Annotated in this window: 16 protein-coding genes and 1 pseudogene; 10 read left to right on the forward strand and 7 right to left on the reverse strand. The window is 71.4% G+C overall.

Translation table 11 applies throughout. The features are described 5' to 3' along the window. Positions 1–47 precede the first annotated feature (47 nt). Positions 48–1,019: an alpha/beta fold hydrolase gene (locus WMF14_RS10955; RefSeq protein ID WP_437800661.1), complete on the forward strand. Its 972-nt coding sequence runs from the start codon at positions 48–50 to the stop codon at positions 1,017–1,019. 79 nt (positions 1,020–1,098) lie between these two features. Here the strand turns inward: WMF14_RS10955 and WMF14_RS10960 are convergent, their stop codons facing one another. Together WMF14_RS10960 and WMF14_RS10965 are read right to left on the reverse strand one after the other, a co-directional pair. Beyond that, the gene (locus tag WMF14_RS10960; protein ID WP_437800663.1) at positions 1,099–1,530 is read right to left on the reverse strand and encodes a type II toxin-antitoxin system VapC family toxin; all 432 of its coding nucleotides are present in this window, start codon (positions 1,528–1,530) and stop codon (positions 1,099–1,101) included. Beyond that, positions 1,527–1,805, reverse strand: coding sequence for a type II toxin-antitoxin system Phd/YefM family antitoxin (locus tag WMF14_RS10965; RefSeq protein WP_437800665.1), 279 nt, complete (start codon positions 1,803–1,805; stop codon positions 1,527–1,529). Before WMF14_RS10965 ends, WMF14_RS10960 begins: the two co-directional genes overlap by 4 nt. 511 nt (positions 1,806–2,316) lie before the next feature. Here WMF14_RS10965 and WMF14_RS10970 point away from each other — a divergent pair. Then, entirely contained in the window at positions 2,317–3,285 is a 969-nt protein-coding gene (locus tag WMF14_RS10970) for an NAD-dependent epimerase/dehydratase family protein (RefSeq protein ID WP_437800668.1), read from the forward strand. Between the two features lie 120 nt (positions 3,286–3,405). On the opposite strand, the gene WMF14_RS10975 is transcribed toward WMF14_RS10970, so the two are convergent. Beyond that, the gene (locus WMF14_RS10975) at positions 3,406–3,750 is read right to left on the reverse strand and encodes a hypothetical protein (RefSeq protein WP_437800670.1); all 345 of its coding nucleotides are present in this window, start codon (positions 3,748–3,750) and stop codon (positions 3,406–3,408) included. Positions 3,751–4,196: 446 nt separating this feature from the next. On the opposite strand from WMF14_RS10975, the gene WMF14_RS10980 reads away from it, so the two are divergent. Continuing rightward, a complete protein-coding gene (locus WMF14_RS10980; RefSeq protein WP_437800672.1) occupies positions 4,197–5,120 on the forward strand; it encodes a Rieske 2Fe-2S domain-containing protein in 924 nt (307 codons plus the stop codon). Positions 5,121–5,152: 32 nt separating this feature from the next. On the opposite strand, the gene WMF14_RS10985 is transcribed toward WMF14_RS10980, so the two are convergent. Continuing rightward, positions 5,153–6,121, reverse strand: coding sequence for a D-2-hydroxyacid dehydrogenase family protein (locus WMF14_RS10985; protein WP_437800674.1), 969 nt, complete (start codon positions 6,119–6,121; stop codon positions 5,153–5,155). Positions 6,122–6,229: 108 nt separating this feature from the next. Between WMF14_RS10985 and WMF14_RS10990 the strand changes: the two genes are divergently transcribed. The 7 genes from WMF14_RS10990 to WMF14_RS11020 all read left to right on the forward strand — a co-directional run bounded on the left by WMF14_RS10990 (position 6,230) and on the right by WMF14_RS11020 (position 13,233). Then, the gene (locus WMF14_RS10990; protein ID WP_437800676.1) at positions 6,230–7,705 is read left to right on the forward strand and encodes a multinuclear nonheme iron-dependent oxidase; all 1,476 of its coding nucleotides are present in this window, start codon (positions 6,230–6,232) and stop codon (positions 7,703–7,705) included. Between the two features lie 3 nt (positions 7,706–7,708). Next, on the forward strand, positions 7,709–8,455 hold the full coding sequence (locus WMF14_RS10995) for a nucleotidyltransferase domain-containing protein (protein WP_437800678.1): 747 nt from the start codon (positions 7,709–7,711) through the stop codon (positions 8,453–8,455). Beyond that, entirely contained in the window at positions 8,452–9,525 is a 1,074-nt protein-coding gene (locus WMF14_RS11000) for a hypothetical protein (protein WP_272101582.1), read from the forward strand. Before WMF14_RS10995 ends, WMF14_RS11000 begins: the two co-directional genes overlap by 4 nt. Continuing rightward, positions 9,509–10,948, forward strand: coding sequence for a hypothetical protein (locus WMF14_RS11005; protein ID WP_437800680.1), 1,440 nt, complete (start codon positions 9,509–9,511; stop codon positions 10,946–10,948). Before WMF14_RS11000 ends, WMF14_RS11005 begins: the two co-directional genes overlap by 17 nt. A gap of 87 nt (positions 10,949–11,035) precedes the next feature. Beyond that, a complete protein-coding gene (locus WMF14_RS11010) occupies positions 11,036–12,052 on the forward strand; it encodes a TauD/TfdA family dioxygenase (protein ID WP_437800682.1) in 1,017 nt (338 codons plus the stop codon). A 361-nt stretch (positions 12,053–12,413) separates the two neighbouring features. After that, positions 12,414–12,671, forward strand: a complete 258-nt coding sequence (locus WMF14_RS11015; protein WP_437800684.1) for a hypothetical protein — start codon at positions 12,414–12,416, stop codon at positions 12,669–12,671. After that, complete coding sequence (locus WMF14_RS11020) at positions 12,622–13,233, forward strand: hypothetical protein (protein WP_437800686.1); 612 nt, start codon at positions 12,622–12,624, stop codon at positions 13,231–13,233. Before WMF14_RS11015 ends, WMF14_RS11020 begins: the two co-directional genes overlap by 50 nt. Positions 13,234–13,540: 307 nt before the next feature. On the opposite strand, the gene WMF14_RS11025 is transcribed toward WMF14_RS11020, so the two are convergent. From WMF14_RS11025 to WMF14_RS11035, 3 genes and pseudogenes are all read right to left on the reverse strand, one after another. Then, positions 13,541–14,152, reverse strand: coding sequence for a hypothetical protein (locus tag WMF14_RS11025; protein ID WP_157906578.1), 612 nt, complete (start codon positions 14,150–14,152; stop codon positions 13,541–13,543). A gap of 1,223 nt (positions 14,153–15,375) precedes the next feature. Next, positions 15,376–15,507: pseudogene (locus WMF14_RS11030) on the reverse strand (transposase); the annotation flags it as partial. 84 nt (positions 15,508–15,591) lie between these two features. Next, positions 15,592–16,791 (reverse strand): alpha/beta hydrolase family esterase, encoded by a 1,200-nt coding sequence (locus tag WMF14_RS11035; RefSeq protein ID WP_437800688.1) that lies wholly within the window; start codon positions 16,789–16,791, stop codon positions 15,592–15,594. Positions 16,792–16,819: the final 28 nt, after the last annotated feature.

The raw sequence follows: 16,819 nt of genomic DNA on the forward strand, positions 1-16,819 counted from the left end.
GATCGAGGGGCAGCCTCGCGCGCGGCCGGCAGTGGAGATCAAGAGCCATGACCGACAAGAAGCAAGGAACTCCTTCGTCCAGCTCGACCCCTACCCGTCGCCAGGTGCTGAAGCAGGCGGTGGGCCTCGGCGCGGGGCTCGCCGCCACGCGCTTGCTCGGTGGCGAGGCGTCGGCCGCGCCGCGCATCCGCTCCGGGACCTTCACGACGAGCGACGGGGTCGCCCTCAATTACCTGGAGGCGGGGAGGGGGAGGCCGCTGCTGCTCCTGCACGGGTGGTCCCAGTCGGCTGCGCTGTACAGGGCGCAGATCCTCGCCTTCTCGCGGCACCACCATGTCTTCGCGCTCGACTGGCGCGGCCATGGCGAGTCGGAGAAGCCCGAGCACGGCTACCGCATGGCCCGCTTCAGCAAGGATCTTTCCGAATTCATCCGCGGGATGAGGTTCAAGCACCTCTCCGTGCTGGGTCACTCGATGGGGTGCGGCGCGCTCTACAGCTACTGGGACAACTACGGGGGTCGCGACCTGGACCGCCTGATCCTCGTCGACGTGGGCCCGGCGATGACGGCGTGGCCCGACTGGTCCGCGGAAGAGGCGGTCGAGGCGGGGGCCCTGTTCACCCCGCAGTCGCTCCACGAGACGGCGGCCGCGCTGCGCGGGCCCGACGGGATCGCCACGACCTACGGGCTCGTGGCCACCATGTTCACCCCCGGCTACCCGGCGGATCAGCTCGCCCTGGTCGTCGAGCAGAACCTGAAGCTCCCGCGCGAGTACGCCGCCAAGCTGCTCGTGGACCAGGCCGAGCAGGACTGGAGGGACATGATCCCGCGGATCGACGTGCCCACGCTCGTCGTCGGCGGAGAGGCGAGCATCTTCAACCCCATCTCCCAGCAGTGGGTCGCCGACCAGATCCCCGGCGCCGAGCTCATCCTCTTCGGCGCGGACGAGGGGGGCAGCCACTTCATGTGGCTCGAGAACCCCGAGAAGTTCAACGAGGATGTCCTCGACTTCCTCGGCTGAGCTGCGCCGCCCTTGAGCAGCCGTCGCGCGGGGTTGCGCGGCGATACCTGGCTTCGCTGTCGATACGATGACGCGGCGCCTACTTCTTCTTTCTGCTCGACCAGCTCTCGATCGGCAGGCCCTGAAATCGCTGAAAGTATCGAATGTTCGCCGTTACCAGGATCAAGTCGTTGCTCTTCGCGATGGCGGCGATCTGCCCGTCCACGAACGGTGCCGGCGTTCCCTTCGCATCGAGCCGAGCGCGCTCGTCGGCATGCCATGCCGAGGCCGCGGCGTCGTATGGCAAGATGGGAAAAGACACGTAGACGACCTCGCGCAGGTACGCCTCCAGCGCTGTGCGCCGCTTGCCTGAGGGCAGGAGCCGACAGCCGTACCACAGCTCGTGCCATACGGGGGCGGCGAGCGCACTCTCGTGCGCGTGGGCCTCGATCTTCGCGAGCATCGCCTCGTCGGGAGCCTTCTTCATCGGCTCCGAGATCGTCGAGGTGTCGAGCAAGAAGCGCGGGCTCACAGCTTGACCTGTCGACCCGGTGAACGGTCGCGAATGGACGCGGCGAAGTCGCGCTCCAGGCCCACCTCCTCGAGGTCGTGCCTCTCCCGGAACGCGCGGTACGCGTCGCCGAAGCTCGGTCGATCCGAGCGCAGCCGCTCGAACTCCTCCCGGGACAGGACGACCGCCACGGGGCGACCTCGCCGGGTGAGCTCGACGATTTCACCCGCCTCCGCTTGCTCGATGATGGAGGGGAGATTGGCCCGAGCTTCCGCGACGGAGTAGCGATGCGCCATTCAATAGATGTACACCAACATGTACATTCGTGCAACCTGGCGGGATGGCTCTGGTCCATCCTCCCTCGGGTCGCGCAGCTCGGCGGCAGGAGCGGACCGGTCTTGGTGCCGGAGGACTCCCTCCGACAATCCCGCCGACGATAAGTGGCTCGCGACCGACGAGTCGGCAGTCTCGGCTGAAGCGCGCGCAATCGTGCGAGCCGCCTTCGGTGGACGGTGTGGTTACTGCGGCGTTTCCGAAACGTCGGTGGGGGGCGAGCTGGAGATTGATCAGTTCCACCCGCTTGCTGCGGGCGGCTCCGACGACATCGGGCCGCGCGCGGCAGAAGCCCAGGTCGTCGTGCGGGGAGACCTTGTGACAGAGGGTCCGGGAGAGATGCACGATTGACCGCGGGCACAGCAATCCAATCAACGCCTCCCCGTAGTTCGAGCCGACGCGACCGCTGCGCCCGTCCCGGCGCCGCCGCTGCCCCATTGGACATCCGGTGAGGGAGCGGGCATCGTGGCGGCCATGAAGGTCTTCGTTACGGGGGGCTCGGGGTTCATCGGAGGCCATCTCATCGAGGGGCTCGTGCGCGCCGGTCACGAGGTGAGCGCGCTGGCGCGCTCGCCAAGGAGCGCCGACGTCGTGCGACGTCATGGCGCGACGCCGGTCGCGGCCGACCTCGGGACGCTGAAGGGTGAGGACCTCGCGGGCGCCGAGGCCGCGGTGCACTGCGCAGCGTATGTCGAGGAGTGGGGGACGCGCGCGCAGTTCTGGGAGGGCAACGTGGAGGGGACGGCGCGGGTGCTCGACGCGGCGCGCGCCGCCGGTGTGCGCCGGTTCGTCCACGTCGGCACCGAGGCGGCGCTCTTCGATGGCCATGATCTCATCGATATCGACGAGACGCACCCTTATCCCGAGAAGCAACGCTTCCTGTACTCGGAGACGAAGGCAGAGGCGGAGCGGCGCGTGCTCGCGGCGAACGAACCCGGCGGCATGACCACCGTCTCCATTCGCCCGCGCCTCGTGTGGGGTCCAAGGGATGCGACGGTGCTGCCCGTCGTGCTGCGCATGGCGCGGGAGGGGAGCTTCGCGTGGCTCGACGGCGGCGGCGCGCGCACGTCGACGACGCACGTCGCGAACCTCGTGCGCGCGCTGCTGCTCGCCCTGGAGCGCGGCCAGGGCGGGCGCGCCTACTTCGTCGCCGACGACGGCACGCGCACGCTTCGCGAGTTCCTGACGGCGCTGGCGCGGACGCAAGGGGTGGCGCTGCCGGGGCGCAGCGTCCCGAGCGCCGTCGTCCTCTCGCTCGCGGCCGTGATCGAGGGCGCATGGCGCCTCCTCGGCGTCCGCCGCGCGCCGCCGATGACCCGCTTCGCCGTCGCCATGATGTCGCATTCGGTGACCGTGAAGACCGACCGTGCCCGCGCCGAGCTCGGGTATGCGCCCGTCGTCAGTGTGGAAGAGGGGCTGGAGCAGCTCTCGCCGGCGCGCTGACAGGGGACGAGCCGCGGGCGGTGAGCGCCGGCGATCCTTCTGTCGCTCGTGGCCGGGGTCGGGCCGTTTTCCGCCGCCACCGCCGGGGCTGGGAGTGACGGCTCGGTACCCGCCGTGCGTTCATTGCGCACGAGCGCCGCGGCGCTGCGCAAACAGCCAGCGCCAGGTCGCATCCTCGGCGTAGACATCGACGAACACGGCGTGCCCGCCGCGCGCGAACTCCGTGAGCGTGAGCGCCTCACCGCGGCTGCCCCCGCCGTGCAGCACGAGCAGGAGCGGGCGCGGCCCCGGCTCCGGCGGCACGTACTCGACATATCCGTAGGGCGACGCCGTCGACCCGATCGGATGCGCCTGCATCATCAGGGCAGGGATCACGTAGCGCAGCGCGAGCAGCGCGAGCCCCGTCGCCGCGACGACGGCCTGCGTCGCCCTCCTCGCGCGGCGAGCCCAGCGCGGTCCTGACACGCGGCCGAGCCTACACTGCGCCGAGCATGGGGACCACAGCGTGCTGCGCTCCTTCCGGCGCGAGCGTAGCTCGCCCACGGGGGGTGGTGTACTTTGGCCGAAGGTGGCGTCTTTTGAACCGCCAAGTCGCCAGAAGACGCCAAGAAAAACATAAAATCTTGGCGTCTTCTGGCGTCCTTGGCGGTTCCATCATTCCGGCAGGGCAGGGTAAGTACCCCACCACCCGCCCCGGATGCCCAGCAGCCCGCGTCCGGCCGCCCGGCTGCTTGCCAGGCACGCCGCGCGCGGCGAGGGAGCGTGCCAGTGCCTCGGCGCACTCACGCCTGCGAGGTTTGCTGGTAGAGTGACGTTCTCATGCCGCGATCACCGGCACGATGAAGCCCCTCCGCCCGGCGCTGCATGAGCGCGCGGGCGACCCCGACAGACGCTGAGCCGAGGAGATCCACGTGAGCGCTCGAATTCCCCTGCAGCCTTTCCCCCGAGGCTGGTTCCAGGTCGCCACCTCGGACGAGCTGTCCACGGGCGGGCCCATTCCGCTCCGCTGCTTCGGGCAGGATCTGGTGCTGTTCCGGACGCAGGACGGCGAGGCCCGGGTCCTCGACGCCCACTGCCCTCACATGGGCGCGCACCTCGGGGTGGGCGGCCGCGTCGAGCAGGGCGGCATCCGGTGCCCGTTCCACGGATGGGTGATCTCCGGCGAAGGGAAGTGCGTGCACATCCCTTATGCGGACACGATCCCGCCGAAAGCGAGGACCCGCGCCTGGGAGGTACGGGAGCTCGACGGCCTGATCCTTGTCCACCACGCGCTCGGCGGCGAGCCCCCCGCCTTCGAGATCCCGCCGCTCGCCGAGGCGCGCTCGACGGAGTGGTCTCCGAAGCTGAGCAAGCGCTGGAGGGTCCGGACGCACATCCAGGAGAACCTCGAGAACATCGTGGATCCAGCCCACTTCGTGACGGTGCACGGCATGCTGGTGCCGCCCCGGACCGAGATCGAGATCGAGGGCCATATCATCCGATCCAGGTCGGCGGTGAAGCAGAAGGGCCCGGGAGGGCAGGTGGTCGACGGCACGATCACCTGGGAAGGCCACGGCATGGGGTACGGGACGATCCGCTTCACCGGCATCGTCGAGCTCCTCTTCGTGAACACGGTCACCCCGATCGACGACGAGCTCGTCGACATCCGCGTCGCCTTCTGGCTGCGCAACGACGGCGCGCAGCGCCTCGGCCAGGCCCTGGCCGCGGAGGTCTGCCGGCAGATCGAGGAGGACATCCCGATCTGGGAGAACAAGATCTACCGCGCTCAGCCCGTCCTGTGCGCCGGGGAGAAAGGCATCATGACGTTCCGCAAGTGGAGCAGCCAGTTCCTCTGACGCGCGGGGCGCGGCGGCGGCCGCTATCCGAGCTAGGCCGGATCGGCCGGGAGCTGGTTCAAGGGACGCAGCACCTTGCCATCGAGGAAGGCGCGGATGTCCTCGACCGCCTGGCCATAGAGCAGGCGATAGCCCTCCTCGGTGACGTAGCCGAGGTGCGGCGTGATCACCGTGTTGTCGAGCGCGAGCAGCGGGTGATCCGCGGGCAGCGGCTCGGGCTCGAAGACGTCGAGCGCCGCGCCGGCGATGCGCCGCGCGCGCAGGGCGTCGAGCAGCGCCGCCTCGTCGACGAGGGGGCCGCGCGAGGTGTTGACGAGGAACGCTGTCGGCTTCATCCGCCCGAGCTCGGCCGCGCCCACCAGCCCGCGGGTGCGCGGGCTCAGCACGAGGTGGACGCTGACGACATCCGCGCCGGCGAAGAGGTCGTCCTTCGGGACGAGCCGGGCGCCCACCTCGGCGGCGCGCTCGGCGGTGAGGTTCTGGCTCCAGGCGATCACCTCCATGCCGAAGGCGCGGCCCACCTGCGCGACCTGGCCGCCGAGCTTGCCGAGCCCGACGAGGCCGAGCGTCTTGCCCTTGAGGCCGAGGCCGAGCGTCGTCTGCCAGCGGCCCTCGCGCGCGGCGCGGTCCTCGGCCGGGATGTGCCGGAAGAGCGCGAGGATGAGCCCCCAGGTGAGCTCCGCCGTCGGGTAGGGCAGCATGTCGGTGCCCGAGACCTGGACGCGGCGCTCGGTCGCGGCCGCGAGGTCGATCGAGGCGTTGCGCATGCCCGCCGTGACCAGCAGCCGGAGGCCGTCCAGCCTCTCGAACAGCGCGCGCGGGAACGGCGTGCGCTCTCGCATCAGCACCACGGCCTGGAAGGGGCGCAGCCGCGCGGCCAGGGCCTCGAGGTCGTCGAGGTGGTCGGTGAAGGCCTGCACCTCTGCCGCCGGGTGGAGGCTTCGCCAGTCGGCCATCCGGAGCGCCACGCCCTGGTAGTCGTCGAGGATCGCCACGCGCATGGGTGCTGCCTCTCGCATCTCGGGTGAGCTCGACTTCTAGCCGATCCCGATGTCCTCTGTTCCGGATCCCTCCGCGAGGGCAGACTGGGGGCAGGTCCCCGCGTGCTCGTGCCCGCCCCCAGATCGCCCCTCTCCGGCGTCGGCGTCGTCGGCGTCGTCGGCGTCGGATTCCGCCCCGAGCTCGCCGCCGACTTGCTGTCCGCGCCCGGCGCCGTGGATTTCGTCGAGGTCGTGGCCGAGGCCTGCTTCGCGAGCCCGGCCGCGCGGCGCGAGGCCTCGGCCATCGCGCGCATCTGGCCGGTGGTGCCCCACGGCGTGAAGCTCTCGCTCGGCAGCGCCTCGGGCATCGACATGGACCGCGCGCGCCGCCTCGGGGCGCTCTGCCGGGAGCTCTCGGCCCCGGTCGTGAGCGAGCACGTCGCGTTCGTGCGCGGCGGCGGCCGGGAGATCGGCCACCTCACCGCCCTGCCGTACACGCTCGAGGCGGCGCGCGCTGTCGCGCGGAACGTCGCCGCCGCCCGGCGAGCGCTCCCGGACATCCCCCTGCTGCTCGAGAACGCGGCGTGCACGCTGCGGTTCCCCGGCGACGCCCTCGGGGAGGGGGACTTCTATGCCGAGGTCGTCGACCGCACCGGGTGCGATCTGCTCCTCGACGTCGGCAATGTCTATGCGAACGCCGTCAACGCCGGCGTCGATCCCGGGGAGCTCGTCGGTGCCTACCCGCTCGAGCGCGTGGCGATGATCCACATCGCCGGCGGCGTCGTGGAGCACGGCTTCTACTTCGACACGCATGCCCATCCGGTCCCCGCGCCGGTGTTCGCCTTGCTGGCCCAGGTCTTTGCGCGCACCGGGCCTCTCCCGATCCTCCTCGAGCGCGACGGCGACTTCCCGCCCTTCGCCGCGCTCGCGGCCGAGATAGCGACCGCGAGGGCGATCGCCCGGTCCGCGCCGTCCCGACCGACGTTGACCCGACCGACGCTGACCCGACCGACGTTGGCCGGGCCCACGCTGGCCGAACCCACGTTGGCGCCGACCCGACCGGGGTTGCCTGCCTCTCGCGACTTGCTGAAAAATTCTGCCGACACCTCACCCCCATCGGCGTCGGCGCTCGCCGAGGTCCAGGCCCGCGTGGCCGAGCTGCTCACCTCACCCGTCGATCCGCCGCCGGAGGCCGTGGCTCCGTTCGACGCCGAGGACGTCGCCCGGTCGCGCGCGATCCTCCAGCGCAAGCGCGTCGACGACGCGCTCCCGCTCTTGCCGCGGCTCTCGCCTCATCGCGAGGCGGTCGCGCGCCTCGGGGCCCTGTGTGTCGAGGCGTCGCCGCGGGCGCCGAGCCTCACGGCGGTCGCCGACGCGCTCCGCATCGCCGCGGCGGCGGTGGACGACGCCCGGCTCGCGCCGGAGGCGATCGTCGACCGCTTGCTGCTCCGCGCCCGCTTCGTCGGGCCCGCGGGTGACGGGAGCGTCAGGCCCAGGCTCCTGCCCTTCATTCGACGAGAGCGGCTGCCGGGAGGTCGGGTAGTCTGGGCGATCAAGGGGATGGGCTCGAGCGCCGAGGTCCGGCTGATCGAGCCGCGAAGGTAGACCATGAACGAGGGATCCATCGCCACGGGGAGCGCCGTCTCCAGGTTGCCGGCGCCGGTGCAGGCGCGGCTCGTCGAGCTCAAGGAGGGCCTGGAGCGGACGCTCGGCGACGAGCTTTCGTGCCTGCTCGTGTACGGGAGCGCGGCGCGGGGCGGCTACCGCGACGGGCAGAGCGACGTCGATCTGATGGTGGTGCTCGAGGAGGCCTCCCGCCAGAGCCTCGACGCGATCGCCAACGCGCTCCAGATCGCGCGCTACGCGGCCCGCATCGAGGCGATGATCCTCACCGCCGCCGAGATCCCGCGGGCCGCGGACGTGTTCCCGCTGCTCTACGACGACATCCGCCGGTGCCACGTGCTCCTCTCCGGCCGCGACCCGTTCTCGGCGCTCGTGATCGACGGCAAGAACCGCCGCCTGCGCGTCGAGCAGGAGCTGCGCGAGGCGCAGATCCGCCTCCGGCGCGCGGTGGTGGACGGGATGGGCGCGGACGACGCCTTGAAGGGCGCGGTCTCCCGCAAGGTCAAGCAGATCCGCGGCCCGCTCCACGCCCTGCTCGGCCTGCACGGGATCGAGGGCGGCGACGATCTGGGCACGGTGCTCGCCGGATCGGGCAAGCTCCTCGGCGTCGACGTGGCCCCGCTGCAGCGCGTCCACGAGGCGCCGGGCGCGGCCTACGCGGCGCTGGCAGAGCTGCTCGCGCGCGCGGTCGACGACGTCGACCGGCTGGAGCACCCGGAGGCGGCGCGATGATCCACGAGATCTTCGACTTCTTCCCGTTCAACATGGGGTCGGGGCCGGCGTTCCTGCTCTTCTATCTGGCGCTCTCGATCGCCGGCCTCGTCGTCGCCATCCTGGTGCGCAGCGCCGTCGGCGCCTCCCTCGATCGCTCCGCGCAGCTGAGCGGCGCCGCGGCGGTCGCGGGGGCGCCGGGGGGCGCGCCTTACCGAACCCCGGCCTACGCGCATGCGCCGCCGCGGCAGCGGCTCTCGGCGGGCTGGATCCCTCAGCCGGACGAGTACTGGGCGATCGCGTACCTCCGCGACGGGAACAAGGGCGTCGCCGCCACGCTGATCGCGGTCGCGATGGCCGCGGGCTGGCTCGTCCCCGCGGGGGAGGCGAAGGACGCGCCGCAGGCGCTCCACGTCATGGTCGGCTCGGCCCCGCCGGACCGGGTGCTCGCGGCGTTCTTCAGCTCGCTCTCGTCGAGGGGCGCGCACGGCGATCGGATGGTGGCGCTCTCGCTCGATCAGGTGCGCGCCTCCGCCGACCAGATCGCGGCCCGCTTCGAGCCGGAGCTCCGCGCCGAGCTCGCCGCCGCAGGGATGCTGCGCCCGCGGGGGACGATGACGGCCCTCTCGGCCGTTGTGTGGGCGGTCGGCGTCGGCCTGCTCGGCGTGGGGCTGATCCGCGCCATCCGGGCGGAGGAGCTCGATCGGCCGTACTCGTTCCTGGTGGTGGAGATGATCGCGCTGCTCGTCGCCACGTGGATCGTGGCGCGGACCGCGAGCGCCTACAGCACCATGAAGTCGGACTACCTCAGGTGGATCGACGACTCGACGGTCTCGCTCCGCTCCGACGTCGCCAGCGGCCGCCGCCGGGAGGCGGTGGACATCGGGTTGACGGTCGCCGCGAGCGGCACGGCGGCGCTCGCGATGTCGCCGCTCTTCGGGCCGATGGTCTATGCGATGACCCCGCCCCCGCCGATCTCGACGGGGGGCGGCTCGTCGGGCGGATCGAGCTGCAGCTCGTCGAGCTGCGGCGGCGGCGGCGGCTGCGGCGGCGGCGGCGGCTGCGGCGGTGGTGGTGGCTGCGGCGGGTGACGCCCGCTTCGAGGTGCTCGACGCCCTCGGCCTGTGCCGGCTCACCCGGCGCGCCGGCGATCTCGACGGTGCGGTGCCGCTCCGGGTGGCGAAGGCGTGCGTGCCGCTGCTCGAGGGCAACGCGTTCGGGCTCCAGATCACGCTGGCGCGGCCGATCGAGGTGCGGCGGCGCCTCGGGTCGCTCCGCGCCGAGCCGGCGGGCGAGCACCGCGAGGCGCTCGTCCGCGCCCATCGCGCCGCGCTGCCCCGGCTGGTCTCGCAGGGCTTCCTGGCGCCGGAAGGGGCATGGCACCGGGCGCTGCGCGGCGGCCTCGCCTGGACGTGCCGGAAGGGGCTGGGGCCGCCTCACCTGCGCCTGTGGACCGGGCTCCTGGTGCGCCCCGACCCGGGCCTGTGGCTGCGCGTCGCGGGGGCAGCCAACCGCCGGAACGCGCTGATCGAGGTGAGCGAGGCGTACCTCGCCGACGACGGCGCGTTCGTCCCGCTGGTGGTCGAGCTGCGCGTCCGCGACGAGGCTCCGCAGAGCCTGCAGATCGAGGGCGAGATCGGCTGCATCGCGCCGGTGCTCCCCGACGTGCAGATCGAGGCGTGCTCGCTCGCGGAAGCGCCCGAGGTGGGGCGGGCGCACGCGGAGTTCTACGACGCGAAGTACTTCGCGGTGAAGAAGGGCCAGGTGACCCGCAAGTACCGGCGGCTCGTGGGGGGCACGGCGGGTTGGCGGAACGCGGGCGCGGGCGAGGAGAAGGCGGGCGAGGGGAGCGCGTGCGAGGAGATGGCGGGCGAAAGGCGCGCGGGCGAGGGGAACGCAGGCGAGGGGAGCGCGGGGCCGGCGCGCGTGCGGCTGGTCGTCGCGGGGCCGGCGGTGCCGGAGATCACCGAGGTGACCGAGGTCACGACCGGGGCCGGGCCGGATCCGGTCCCATGGCGCGGGGGTGCTCGGCGGCTCGCATCGATCGTGGTGAGGAACGCCGTCCCGTTCCGCGCGACGTTCGACGGGCACACGCTCGCCGTCGCGCCGGACGCGCCGCGCCTCGCCGACGGGGCGGCCGCGGTGGAGCGCACGTTTGCGCAGACCTTCGGCGACGAGTTCATCGCCGCGAACCGCGGGGCGCTCTGGTACCTGACGAAGTACTTCACGCCGCATCCGCCGGGCGAGCCGCACTTCTTCGTGAAGCCGTGGGCCTTCACGCGGACGCCGCCGGGCTGGTCGAGCCTTCTCGACGGCGTCAACGGCGACGGCTACGACGTGATGCGCGGCGTGGTCGCGACCGACGCGTTCTTCGCGACCCCGGCGGTGTTCCACGTGCGCCGGCTCGGGGCGCCGGTCGAGGTGCCCGAGGGCGCGGAGCTGCTCCGGATCGTGCCCATCCCGCGCGATCTGCTCCGGGCCGGCTTCCGGGAGGCCCGCTTCCTCGATGCGTGAGCGGGGTGGACGGCGCGATCATCGGGTCCGTATGTGCTGGATAAATAGGATGATTTTGCCCTTCGAGCGCCCCCGCAGAGCGCGCCCATGAGCGAGCGATGGATCTGGCCCGGGCCGGAGGGCGGTCCGGCGAGGCTCTTCGACGAGCTCGCGGCGCGCGGCTTCTCGGTGCTCCGCGGCGACGCGGCGCTGGCGCCGGAGGAGGCCGCGCGGGCGCCGTGGAGCTTCGCCGAGCGGCTCCTCGGGGCAAGGCCGCTCCTGGTGGAGCGGCAGCCGATCAAGGCCGTGCCGGGCGGCAGGTCGTTCGCCGCGAGCTCCGCGGCGGCGCCGCTCCACACCGACAGCCAGTGCTTCGCGGGCGCGCCTCCGTCGGTGCAGATCATGGCCTGCGTCAGGCCCGCGGAGCGCGGCGGCGCCTGCCTCCTGCTCGACGGCTGGCCGCTGCTCTCGGCGATCGAGCGCGCCGATCCCGAGCTCTTCCGCGCGCTCTTCACGGTGTACAGGCGCATCCCGTTCGTCTTCGGCGACTTCTTCGGGCCCACCGTGTCGCTCCGCGGCGGCGCGCTCGCGCTCACGCACGCGCCGTTCGTGCCGCCGGGGGACGCGATCGCCGCGCGCCTCGCGCGGTTCGTCGAGGCGTCGCGGCGCGAGGTGATCGAGCTGTCGCTCGGCCCGGCGGACATCCTGGTCGTCGACAACCGGCGCATGCTGCACGGGCGGCGGGCGTTCGAGGGGGCGCGCGAGTTCGTGCGGCTGCTCGTCTGGATGGAGGCGCGGCTCCCGTCGCCGCCGGCGTACAACGCGCTCGCCGCGGAGGTCGCCGAGGCTGCCGCGCGCCGCCTCGCCGGAGCGCCGCGGGCCACGCGGCGTCGGCTCGGCCTCGGCGCGCCGCCGCCGCCCGAGGCTCGCCGCCGCCTCGGCCTGGTCCTGGAGATGCTGCGCGGCGTCCCGCCGGGCGTCCTCGCAGCGCGCGAGCGCATCCCCGAGCCCGAGCTCTACCGCCTCCGCGACGCGGCGCTCGCCGCCGCGGAGGAGGCGCTCTCGGGCGACGCGGAGGGCGCGGACGACGGCGCGCTGAACGAGGCGATCGAGCGGATGAGCTAGGGGTGAGCCGCGCTTGCGCCGGGCTGCTGTGCGGAAGAGAGCCGTGACCATCGGGCGGAAGCTGCGTGGACGGCACTGTGGACGTCCGCCAGGTCGATGCGGTCGGAGCTGCGCTGGCCTGTCCATCGGCTCCGCCAAGCGGCATGGTACAGTGTGGCCATGAGCGCAGGTGATGAGGCTGCGGAAGCGCGGCGGTCGGCTCGCGCGGGCTGGATGATGCGCGTCTTTCGGCCAGGAGAGGACGAGGCGCAAGCGGAAGCGGACGCCCTCTTCTGGAGCTCCATCCCCATTCAACAGCGTGCCGAGGTACCCTGGAAGCTAAGTCAGGAGCTGTTCGAGCTGGCCTTCCCGGGATCCGCCCATGAACGAAGACTTCCTCGATCTGATTTCCGCCCTGTGCGCCGTTGACGCGAAGTTCTTGGTGATCGGGGCCTACGCCGTCGGCGTGCATGGCCGCCCGCGCGCGACCAAGGACCTCGATATCTGGGTCGAGGCGAGCGCACCCGGCCGCGCCTCAGCGCGCGCTTCGGTGTTGGTGCGGCCCGGCCGCCGGGATACGTTCTCTAGGCATGGCGTCACGTCCTCTCGGAGCGGCTGCGCTGTGCGGGATCGCCCTTAGCTGCGCGGCGTGCAAGCCGGCGGCGCCGCCGCTGCCGGCGCATGTGCGCATCTCCATCGACGGCGCCGTCATCAGCCCGGCCAAGGCGGACGGCCGTCAATGGGACGGCATGGGCGCGGTCCCGGCGGAGGCGCTCACCGCCATCGGCGGCCTGCTCCGCACGAAGCACCCTGTCGCGGCGGCCGCCAGCGTGGCCGGCTTCGTGGCGGAGGCGGCAGGGGCCGGGACCGAGCCGCCGGAGCCCTTCGGCTCGGCGGAGCTGTTCGTGGGCGGCCGGTCGCTGGGGCGGCGCGCGCTGGATCGCCCGGGGCAACGCGACACCTGCACGCCCGGATGGAAAGGCCCGCCGACCTGGTACCGCGTGCCGCTCACGCCGGATGTCCACCTGAGCGGTGAGCTCATCGACAGGGACCTCGTGAACGACGACTTCATCGGGCGATTCGCGATCAACCACGCTCACCTCGTCGAGGCGCTCCGAGCGCGCACGGTTTATCCGGTGGCGGTCGACGACCAGGCCGCCGGACAGGTGCTGTTCGTCTGGATCGAGGTCTGGCCGGAGTAGAGCGGCGGTCACCCGCTTCGGATACGGGCCCACCTCGACGTTTTCGGTGCTCAGCGCACCGGAGTGCGCTTGCGCGCCGAAAACGCCGATCTGGGCCCGTATCCTGTGCGGGAGACCGCCGCTCTGCTCTGCATGGTGCAGAGGCGGGCGGAAACCGCTGTAGGGCGACAAACGGGCTGAAGCTGCCTGAAAAGCGCAGATTTCGGACCGCCAAGGCGCCATAAGACGCCAAGATATTTTTATTCTTCTGGCGTCTTCTGGCGTCTTCTGGCGGTTCATTTCTCGCTTGAGCAACGTGAACAGTATTCTAGGGCAGCGCGGCGGGCACCGCTTCGACCCGCGTGCTGACGACCCTCCGGCGCTGCGCGCCGATGTTCGCGAGATCGAAGAGAAACGTCAGCTTGGGCAGCTTCACGCCCGGCGACGGCGCCAGATGAGGCGACCTGAAGCGATCGTCCAGCGAGTCTTCGCGGATGATCGACCTGCCGTCTCCAGGTCTCTTCGTCGGCGTCGGGATCCCGTGCGACGTCCCATCCGGCATGACGACCCGGCTGGTCACGTGGACCGTCACCCTGCTCCCGGCGGCAAAGTCGCCGTTCATCGCCAGCGCACGCGCGGAGAAGCGCTTCAACACGGCCTGGGCGACGCGCCGGAAGTCGTCGCCGTTCCCCGTGTTTGCCTCCAGGAAGCGCACCGAGACCAGCCGTCCCTTCGCGTCCAGCGTGAGCTCGAACGAGCTCTCGGAGTCCGGCGGCACGGCGGATGACGACACCTCCTCCGCGACAGCAGAGGCGAGCACGCCCGCCGCGGGGAAGACCAGGACCGGCTGCCGCCCGTCCTTGGCCGCGTCGCTCCGCGCGGAGCGCTCAGGGACGGGGCGCACCGGGGCGAGGGGGCGCTCGGCAGCGCGGGGACGCACCGGAGGCTCCACCGGCAAGACACCTGGCAATGCCCAGACCGGCGCGCCGCCGAGGCCTGGAGGTGCCGCGGCGGTGGGAGGCGCGTCGGGCGCGCCCGGCGGCGCGTGGGCAGCGTCCGGCAGCGCATGGGCGGCGTCTGGCAGCGCGTGAGCCGCGTCCGGCGGCGCGTGATCGTGGGTCGCCGCGCCGGAGCGAGATGCTCGCGCAGGAGGCGCCTCGGACAGCGCTCGGCCGCGCTCTCTCGGCGCGGCACGCGAGAAGCCGGGATCGACGCCCGTTGCCCGGGCGAGGACCTGGCGGGGCTCCGTCGCTCGGGCTTCCGGCGTCCTGGGTTCGTCCAGCAAGACATCGGTGTCCAGCACCAGGAGCGGCTCGAGCTGGTCGCTCGCGCCAGCCCGCGCCGGCGCCTCGAGGCCCTCCGGCACGAGCACACGAGCCGCGATGACGCCGCCCGCGTGGAGGAGGAATGCTGCGAGCAGAGAGAGGGAGCCCCGACCGCGCACTGGCCGGCGCGAGGGTATCACGTGGGCGCGCTTCCGATGGCCTCACACCGACGTCGGAAACTGGCTCCGTGCGCCGCATCGCGCGGGCGCTCCAGCCAGTTCTGCGAGGCGCCCGCCCGAGCTCAACCGTTTATTATCCAGGCATCAACGGCGCCGCCTTCACACGCTGTGCCCTCCACGGGCCCGCCATGGCGCATCCGTCGTCTTCTACGCTGTGCAAGCGTCGAGCGACGCTCGGCCGCTCAGCCTCGATTCCTTCTTGCTCGCGCTCTGAAGAGGAGGGCTCCGATCGCCGCAAGATGGATCCCGAAGCGCCAAGGCGGCGTTCCGGGCTCGGACCCGGGGACTGAGACGCTGCAGCTAGAGTCTTCCGTCGCGGGCGCCCCCTCGTCGGTGCCGCCGCTCGCGCTGCTCGAAACCTGCCCGCCAGTCGTTGCAGAACCGCCTGTCGTGACGGCACCACTTCCGGGCACGCCCCCGCCGTTTCCGCTTCCTTCCCCTGCGCTACCGCCGTTGCCGCTCCCGTCCCCTGCGCTACCGCCGTCGCCCGCGGCCCCGCCGGCCCCACCGGCGCCATCCGCCCCACCGGCCCCACCGCTGCCCGTCGTGCCCCGGTCGAGGAAGATGCGTTGGGCGAAGTTGTAAGTCGGATTTGGGCCGGTGAGGTCCCCCTTTTGGCGCCTTCACCGAGGCGCTGTCGAGAGAGCTCCACTTCCAGCGATGCCGCGACGACCGTCATACAGGATGCCGGCCATCACGACTCGCGCTGAGACTGGAGGGCGACCTCCCTTCGGCTTCGGCGGCTCCGCTCGTATCAGCGGCTCGATCCGACGCCACAGAGCGTCGGGCACGTCGGCAGACTTGGCTTCCACAAAGCACTGTAGCTCACACTCGATCCGACCTTTCAAGAGGTTTTAGGCTCGACTCTTGGCAGCCTAGAACTGACTGAAGAACTTCCAAACCTCTTGCGGTTGCCAACGTTGACCACCCTCTCGCGGCGGATCAGGCGTGTGCGGTCCCACGAAGGAGCAGAACTCGACCGGATAACCCGTCGTGCAGCCCATGAAGTTGGTGCACACGTGGTTTCCGGTGGCCCTTGTCGGCTCCTTCCAGGTGCAACCGTTCAGCCCGGCGTACGTCTGCGCCATCGAGACACCGCCACCGTACTGAAGGACGTTGTCGTTGGTGCCATGGGATGCGTAGAAGGCGACCGCTTCGCTCGGCTTGCAGTTGCCGGCACTGAGCTGCGCCGCTCCGTTGTAGATGGCGACGGCGCGGACACCCCAAGTGCCGGTTCCATCGAGTGGACGCGAGCAAGCCGTCCGGTAGGACATGCTGCCGCCGTAACTCCAGCCGTTTGCGAAGATCTTGCTCTTGTCGATACAGAAATTTTGCTCGACCTGCTCTACCACGGCGTCCGCGAGTGCCACGTTCGAGCCGCTTGAGTCGGGCCACCCGCAGCCGCTTTCCCCGTTGCCAGTCCCGGTGCACGGCGTTCCGTTCTTCTCCCCATTGGGAGCCACGAAGATCGTACTGCTGGCGGCGTCGGCGATGTCCTTCAGCCAGTAGTAGTTCTGCTGATACATCTGCTTGTCGTTTCCATCGAGCTGATGCCAAGCGATGACCAATCTGTACGGCTTCTTATTGTCGTAGTTGGCCGGCACGCTCAGGATGTATCGACGTTGCCGATTCGCCGCCGTAATCGAGATCGGGTTGCCGTTATTGTACATGCTGGCGTCAATGGTCGGCGTTTTGCCGCACCCGGCGGACAACGTACCCGTGTCCGAGCCTCCACCAGCGCCACCACCGGACCCGGCCCCGCCGGCTCCGCTACCACCTGAGCCAGCAGCCCCGCCCGTGTCCGAGCCGCCCGTGTCCGAGCCGCCCGTGCCCGAGCCGCCCGTGGCCGAGCCGCCCGTGGCCGAGCCGCCCGTGGCCGAGCCGCCCGTGGCCGAGCCGCCCGTGGCCGAGCCGCCCGTGGCCGAGCCGCCCGTGGCCACGGCACCGGTGCCTGCGGAACCATTGGGAGCGCTACCTCCAGAGCCCTGCGTGTCGCTCGAATCGGACGAGCAACCGACGAGCGCCGAGGCACACGCGAACGAGTTGAGAATGACGACGAGGGAAGCGCGGTTCATTAGGCCTCTCCATAAAGGGGACGTACGG

The organism is Sorangium sp. So ce693, from assembly GCF_051521375.1.
Lineage (GTDB): Bacteria > Myxococcota_A > Polyangia > Polyangiales > Polyangiaceae > Sorangium > Sorangium atrum.